The sequence below is a fragment of the Kitasatospora sp. NPDC096077 genome (genome assembly GCF_040303245.1).
Taxonomy (GTDB): domain Bacteria; phylum Actinomycetota; class Actinomycetes; order Streptomycetales; family Streptomycetaceae; genus Kitasatospora.
The window spans coordinates 24,770-31,089 of sequence record NZ_JBEOSV010000092.1; the positions used below are offsets into that span (position 1 = coordinate 24,770).

A 6,320-nucleotide genomic window follows, 5' to 3' on the forward strand; every position below is an offset into this window, starting at 1 on the left:
CCCCTCTCCCAGGTGAGGCGGCCGGTGCGTTTCCCTACGGAGCTAGCCCCGGGTCACCGGGATCCGGTGCTCGGTCATCGCCGCGATCAGCCGCTCCGGCTCGTCCGGGGTGATGACCGGCTTCACCCGCGCCCCGAGGTCGACGACGAAGGCGACGCTCTTGTCCACCCGGCCCAGGTCGAGGTTGAAGTAGTGCACGAAGTCCCCGGAGCCCCAGAGCCGCCAGCGCCCGCCCAGCCTGGTCAGCGGCACCTGCCGCAGCTCGCGGATCCGCTCGTACGGGATGCGCTTGGCGGAGGCCAACGGGAAGTAGTAGCGGCGAATCACGAGTTCCCGGGCGGTGCACGCCACCAGACCGTCGTTGTACATGCGGGCCAGGCTAACCCCGCCCCCGACCACACGCCCGACCATCGGAGGTCCGTCCGGACAGGTACGCCCGGACGCCGCATTGGGGGGACTACCTGGTGATACGCATTCTGCTCGCCGAGGACGTGCACATGGTCCGGGGTGCGCTGTCCGGGAGCGCGGAGCCGAGCAGTCGGGCGGCGGTCGGACCTGACTGCGGTCTGACCGCACCCCGGCACGACGGAGCGCCCCACCAGCGCGGGGCGCTCCGTCGCATGTCCGGCCGATCGCGATCACCCGGCCGTAGGGATGTGCGAATTGACAGGTCGTAGGACCACCGCGTCTACTGTTCGTCGCGACTCCTCGTTCGGTGAGGCGTCTGCACGGATACAGGCCACTGATCCCACGACGTCGAGAGACGCCCAGGGTCAGGACAGGTCTCCTCGGCTTAAGGGGTGACCCAAAGTGGCTTCCCGCCCGTCCTCGACGGGTGGGGATACGCCGTGCAGTGCCGAAGCTCTTACGTGAGAGGGGTCGTCGCCATCGTCATGCGACTGCCCTGCCCGGCCTCTACTCCGGGACCCGGGCCGTCCTCGTCCGCGTGGAACCGAAGGGGGTGGGGCGCGATGAAACCCGGCCATAGTACGCGCTTCCGCCGCACCCCCTCCGCCACCGGGCACCGCTGACCCTCCGGCGTTCGCCGACCCGTACCGACCTCCCCGAGCAGGGCGTTCGTCCGCCGCCGCCCGGGGTGGTCCGTCGCGTCGCGACGCGGTGGGCCGGGGTGTCCGCCCCGCACAGCTCGCGAGACACCCATGTCCTTCACCGGTACGCCGAGTCCGCGTCCACATCCACGGCCACATCCGCCGCTAGCCCAGCAACAGCGCTGCGTCCCAAGGCAGTTGAGTACCATCGCCCCCGCCGTCCTGCTCCAGCAGGGCCAGCGCGACCCCGGCCGCACCCTCCAGGAAGCCCGCCCGGTCGTAACCTTCTCCGCCCCCTCGCCCTCGCTCGACTCGGTGAGCCGGTACGGGGAAGGCGAAGGCGGCCGACTCGTCGTAGGAGGTCAGGACCTCCTCCACCAACCCGGGCAGACGCGCCGCCAACCGGGCGTCCCCACTGTCCCGGGCCACCCGGGTCGCCACCTGGAGCAGTCCGGCCGTCCCGTGGCAGAGCATGGCGTCGTCCAGGCCCCAGCGCCCGCGCGGGCGGTCGAGCGCGCCGTGCAGTGCGCGGACGGCCTCGGCCTCCCACTCCGGTTCGCCGAACGCCCGACCCGCGAGCTGCAGGGCCCGGGCGACGCCCGGCGCCCCGTAGCACCAGGCGACCCTGGTCGGACCGGCCCCGGACCCGACGTCCACCGCCTCGGAGGCAGCCACCGGCTCGGGATGGACCACCGCCGGCCAGTCCGGCAGCAGCGCGCCGGAGTCGTCCCGGAGCCGCTGGTCGAGCAGCCAACCGGCGATCCGGTGCGCGGCCCCGGCCATGCCGGGCACGGTCACCCCGCCCAGCCGGGCGAGCGACAGCAGCGCCAGCGGGCCGGGGATGCCGTGCGCCAGACCCAGGTTGAGGTGTCCGCCGGGGTACTGCCCGGCGGCCGCGGGCGAGGGCGGCCCGGGCACCCACCAGCCGGGCAGCTCCCGGCCGTCGATCCGCAGCGGTCGGCTCAGCCCGACCAGGTACTCCAACACCGCGACCAGCAAGGGCCGTTGCTCTTCCCCGCAAGCCAGCAGGTAACGGCCGAGCCCGGTCAGGCCGCCGATCACGTCGTACCCGGCCGGCGCGGGGCCGGTGCGCGCCGCGTCCAACCGCTCCCGTTCCAGCCGCAGCAGGGCCTCCGTCCGGGCGGCCACCCTGCGGTCCACCGCCGCGAGCAGCCCGGCGTAGTCACCGGGGCCCGCGACGGCGCGGCGCACCGCGAGGGCGAGCGCCGGGGCGCCCGAGAACAGGCTGTCCGTCGGCCCGCCCGCGCCCAGGGCGGCGACGGCCGAAGACAGGTGCGCGTGCGTGACCGGGCGCCAGGTCCGGTCCCGTCGCGCCAGTTCGGCGTACAACAGCGCGATCCCCGCATGCCCCTCGCCCAGCGAGACGGCTGACCACGGACTCGCGCCGGTGACGGCGTCCTCGTTCCCGGGGCGCGCCGCGATCGCGCGTACCCGCTCGGGGTCGCGCAACCGCCGCGCGACCGCGTCGACCGCCGTTTCGGCATTCTGCATGGCGCACACCACTCTTCCGGCTCGTGCATTTCGGCAGGCCGGGGACACTCTGCCACAGAATTCGATGAATTTCCCCGCCGGACCGGAGTTGACGTCGGCTCGGAAATCGCTCTAACGTTTTGCCCAGGTCGAAAAGCCCGCCGAAAACGGGAAAACCGGCCGGAATGTGCAACACCTATATCCTCATTTCGAATCCCCTATTTCCCTGGGAGCAAACCATGCAGAACACCGCTTTCATCGAGGCCGCCGAGCTGCACTTCGACGCCTTCGACCTGGACCTCCAGGAGACCGCCCAGGCCGGCGAGACCGCCCAGGTCCAGCACCCGTCGCTGGCCACCTGCTTCTGCACCTACTCGCACTGCCACTGATCCACGGTTCCACCGAACGCTCCGGGCGGGTTTCCCGCCCGCCCGGAGCGGCATTTCCCACGCATTTCCAGGAAGGGTTTTCCCATGTCTGCACCAGAGCTTTTTCGGGAGCCTTTCCGAGGAAAAAGTGCGCGGCTCTTCCGGTGCGCGGACACCGCTCTGCTACGGGCCTCCGTCCTGCCCCGGAAGCGATTCGACACCACCCGTACGGAATTCCCTGCGGCCGGCCCCGGGGAATCCGCGGGACTGATCCGGCTGCTCGACCGGCTCGCTTCCGACCGGGAGCTGCGCGACACGGTCGCGCTCGCCAGCCCCTCGCTCGACCGGCTGCTGACCGAGGTCCGGGACGGCCGCCCGCTCGAACCGAAGCGGCTGCGCAAGGCCCTGCTCGCCCTGAGCCGCTACCTGCTCCGGGCGGCGTCCCGGCCCACGCCCTTCGGCCTGTTCTCCGGCGTCGCCGAAGTACGGATCACCGACCCCGCCGGACCCGACGCCCGACTCGGCAACGCCCAGTTCGGCAGCGCCCGACTCGGCAGCGCCCGGCTCGGCAGCGCCCACCGGGTGGCCGCCCGCCCCGACATGGGCTGGCTGACCGCCGTCCTCGCCGAACTGGAACTCCGGCCGGACACCCTCGCCGGGCTCCGGATCGCCGTCAACGAGCTCGCCTTCGTCCGCGGACAGCGCCTGGTGCTGCCCTACGTGCCGGAACGCCACGGCGCCGCCCAACAGGCCGGCGGCACCCTCGTCGAGGTCTCCGTCCGCTGCACCCCGGCCGTCCGGGCCGTGCTGGAACTCGCCGAACGGCCGGTCCGGTACACGGAACTGGCCGACCGCCTGGGCGAGCGCTTCCCCGGGGTACCGCCGCAGCGGGCTTCGGACCTGCTGCGGCAACTGGTCGAGCGCGAGTTCCTGCTCACCGACCTGCGTCCGCCGGCCACCGCCACCGACCCGCTGGGCCACGTCCTGGACCGGCTGCCGGCCGGGCCCGCACGCGCCGAACTCACCGTGCTCCGGCAGGAACTGGACGCCACCAGCACAGCCACGGCCGCCGACCGGTCCGCCGCACTCGACACCGCCCTCGCCCGGATGCGCCGCCTGCACGACGGCGACCGCCTGCTCCAACTGGACCTCGCCCTCGACGCCGAGCCGACCCTGCCCGCCGCCGTCGCCGCCGAGGCCGAGCGGGCCGCCGAGGTGCTGTGGCGCACCTCCCGGGTCCGCGAGGTGCCCCATCTCGCCCAGTACCACCGCGACTTCGTCGAGCAGTACGGCACCGACCGGCTCGTCCCGCTCACCGAACTGCTCGACCCGGACCGCGGCCTCGGCGCGCCCGCCGGATATCTGATGCCGCCCAGCGAACGCGAGCGACCGGCCCCGGACGGTCCCTCCCCGCAGGACGCGGTGCGGATCGAACTGGCCCAGGCCGCACTGCTCGACGGCCGGTCCGAGGTGGTGCTCGACGAGGAGCTGATCGCCCGGCTCAGCCCGGACACCACCCTGGCACCGCCGCGCTCGCTCGACCTGTACGCGCGCGTCCTGGCCGGGTCCGCCGAGGAGTTGGCGGCCGGCCGGTTCCGGCTCTGGCTCAGCCCGGAGGCGGCCGCCGACCACGCCGGGGCGACCGTCGGCCGGTTCTCGCACCTGCTGCCCGAGGCCGCCGAGCGGATCGCCGCGGCCGGCCGGGAGGCCGAGGGCCGGGGCGCCGACACCGCCCAACTGGTGCTGCGCACCGCGCACTCGCGCTCCGCCAACCTCAACCAGGTCCGCCCGCTGCACGACCGGCGGATCACCGTCGGCGCCTTCACCGACCGCACCGACCCCGGCACCGTCCCGCTCTCCGACCTCGCCGTCGGCGCCGACCTCGACGCCCTCCACCTGGTCCGGCTGAGCACCGGCCGCCGGATCGTCCCGCTGGCCTGGAACATGCTCAACCCGCAGGCCCAGGTGGGGAACACCGGCCGCTTCCTGCGCGAACTGCGGCTGTCCGGAGTCCGCCCCGGCTTCACCTGGGACTGGGGGCCGATGGAACAGGCCCCGTACACCCCGCGGGTGCGCTACGGCCGCACCGTGCTCGCACCCGCCCGCTGGCGCCCCACCGCGCCGTTCCTCACCGACCCCGCGCCGACCCCGGAACAGTGGCGCCGCGAGCTGGACGCCTGGCGGGAGCGCTGGGCCGTCCCCGACCGCGTCCTGCTCTGCGTCGCCGACCGCGCCCTCGAACTCGACCTCACCGCCGGCCTGCACGTCCGACTGCTCCGCCAGGACCTCGCCCGCCACCCGGACGCCGTCCTGCGCGAGGCCCCGACCGGCGAGGACGCGTACGGCTGGCTCACCGGCCCGCAGGGCGCCCACACCGCCGAGGTGGTCCTCCCGCTGCTCGCCGACCTCCCCACCGACCGCCCGTCGACCACGCCGCCCCCGCCCGTCCGGGCGGCCCGCCCCCAACTGCCCGGCGGCGACTGGCTGTACGCGAAGCTCTACTCGTCGAGCCGCCGCCAGAACGAGCTGCTCGTCCACCGACTCCCGCAACTGCTGGCCGAGTTGCCCGCCTCCGTCGACCACTGGCACTTCGTCCGCTACCGCGACCCCCAGCCCCACCTGCGGCTGCGCTTCCACGGCGAACCCGCCGCCCTCAACCGCGAGTTGCTGCTGACACTGCACGACTGGACGGCCGACCTGCACCGCGCCGGCCTGGCCACCCGCCTCACCCTCGACAGCTACGAACCCGAATGGGAGCGCTACGGCGGCCGCGCCGCCACGGCCGCCGCCGAACAGGCCTTCCACGCCGACAGCACCGCCGTGCTCGCCCAGCTCACCGCCCTGGACTCCGGCCGGCTCACCCTGGCCCCGGCACTGCTCGGCGCCCTCAACCTGATCGACCTGCAACGCCACCTGCACGGCGAGGACCACTACGCGGACCGCCTGCTGGCCACCTACCCCCGCGCGGCCACCCCGCGCGAGGCCCGCGCCACTGCGATCCGCCTCACCGACCCGGCCGCCCTCCGCACCCTCCCCGGCGGCCCCGACCTACTGACCACCTGGCAGCACCGCGCCGAAACCCTCCGCCGCCACGCCACCACCCTCTCCCCTGCCGCCCCCTCCCTGATCCACATGCACCACAACCGCCTCCTCGGCATCGACCCCACCGCCGAAGCCCAGGCCCAAGCCCTCGCCCGCACCGCCACCGAAGCCCTCCACCACCGCCGGGCCTGACCCCCGCGTCCGCCCCCGCTCGGTGTCACCGCCCCGGCACCGGCGGAAAACGCGAAAAGGCCCACCCGGTAACCCGGGTGGGCCTTTTCTGAATGATTGTTCGGCGGCGTCCTACTCTCCCACAGGGTCCCCCCTGCAGTACCATCGGCGCTGTGAGGCTTAGCTTCCGGGTTCGGAA

4 protein-coding genes, 1 rRNA gene and 1 riboswitch are annotated in these 6,320 nt (G+C 73.7%); of the genes, 2 read left to right on the forward strand and 3 right to left on the reverse strand.

Annotation, left to right across the window (positions count from 1 at the left end):
- Positions 1–42: 42 nt before the first annotated feature.
- Complete coding sequence (locus ABTZ03_RS40535; protein WP_350518252.1) at positions 43–369, reverse strand: hypothetical protein; 327 nt, start codon at positions 367–369, stop codon at positions 43–45.
- 331 nt (positions 370–700) lie between these two features.
- Positions 701–883, forward strand: a riboswitch (M-box (ykoK) riboswitch).
- A 331-nt stretch (positions 884–1,214) separates the two neighbouring features.
- On the reverse strand, positions 1,215–2,561 hold the full coding sequence (locus tag ABTZ03_RS40540) for a lanthionine synthetase C family protein (RefSeq protein ID WP_350518253.1): 1,347 nt from the start codon (positions 2,559–2,561) through the stop codon (positions 1,215–1,217).
- Between the two features lie 218 nt (positions 2,562–2,779).
- Here ABTZ03_RS40540 and ABTZ03_RS40545 point away from each other — a divergent pair, with 218 nt between their 5' ends.
- Both ABTZ03_RS40545 and ABTZ03_RS40550 read left to right on the forward strand, forming a co-directional pair.
- A complete protein-coding gene (locus ABTZ03_RS40545) occupies positions 2,780–2,929 on the forward strand; it encodes a hypothetical protein (protein ID WP_350518254.1) in 150 nt (49 codons plus the stop codon).
- 84 nt (positions 2,930–3,013) lie between these two features.
- A complete protein-coding gene (locus ABTZ03_RS40550) occupies positions 3,014–6,142 on the forward strand; it encodes a lantibiotic dehydratase (protein ID WP_350518255.1) in 3,129 nt (1,042 codons plus the stop codon).
- A 98-nt stretch (positions 6,143–6,240) separates the two neighbouring features.
- Here the strand turns inward: ABTZ03_RS40550 and rrf are convergent.
- Positions 6,241–6,320: ribosomal RNA gene (gene rrf, locus ABTZ03_RS40555) — 5S ribosomal RNA — on the reverse strand; the annotation flags it as partial.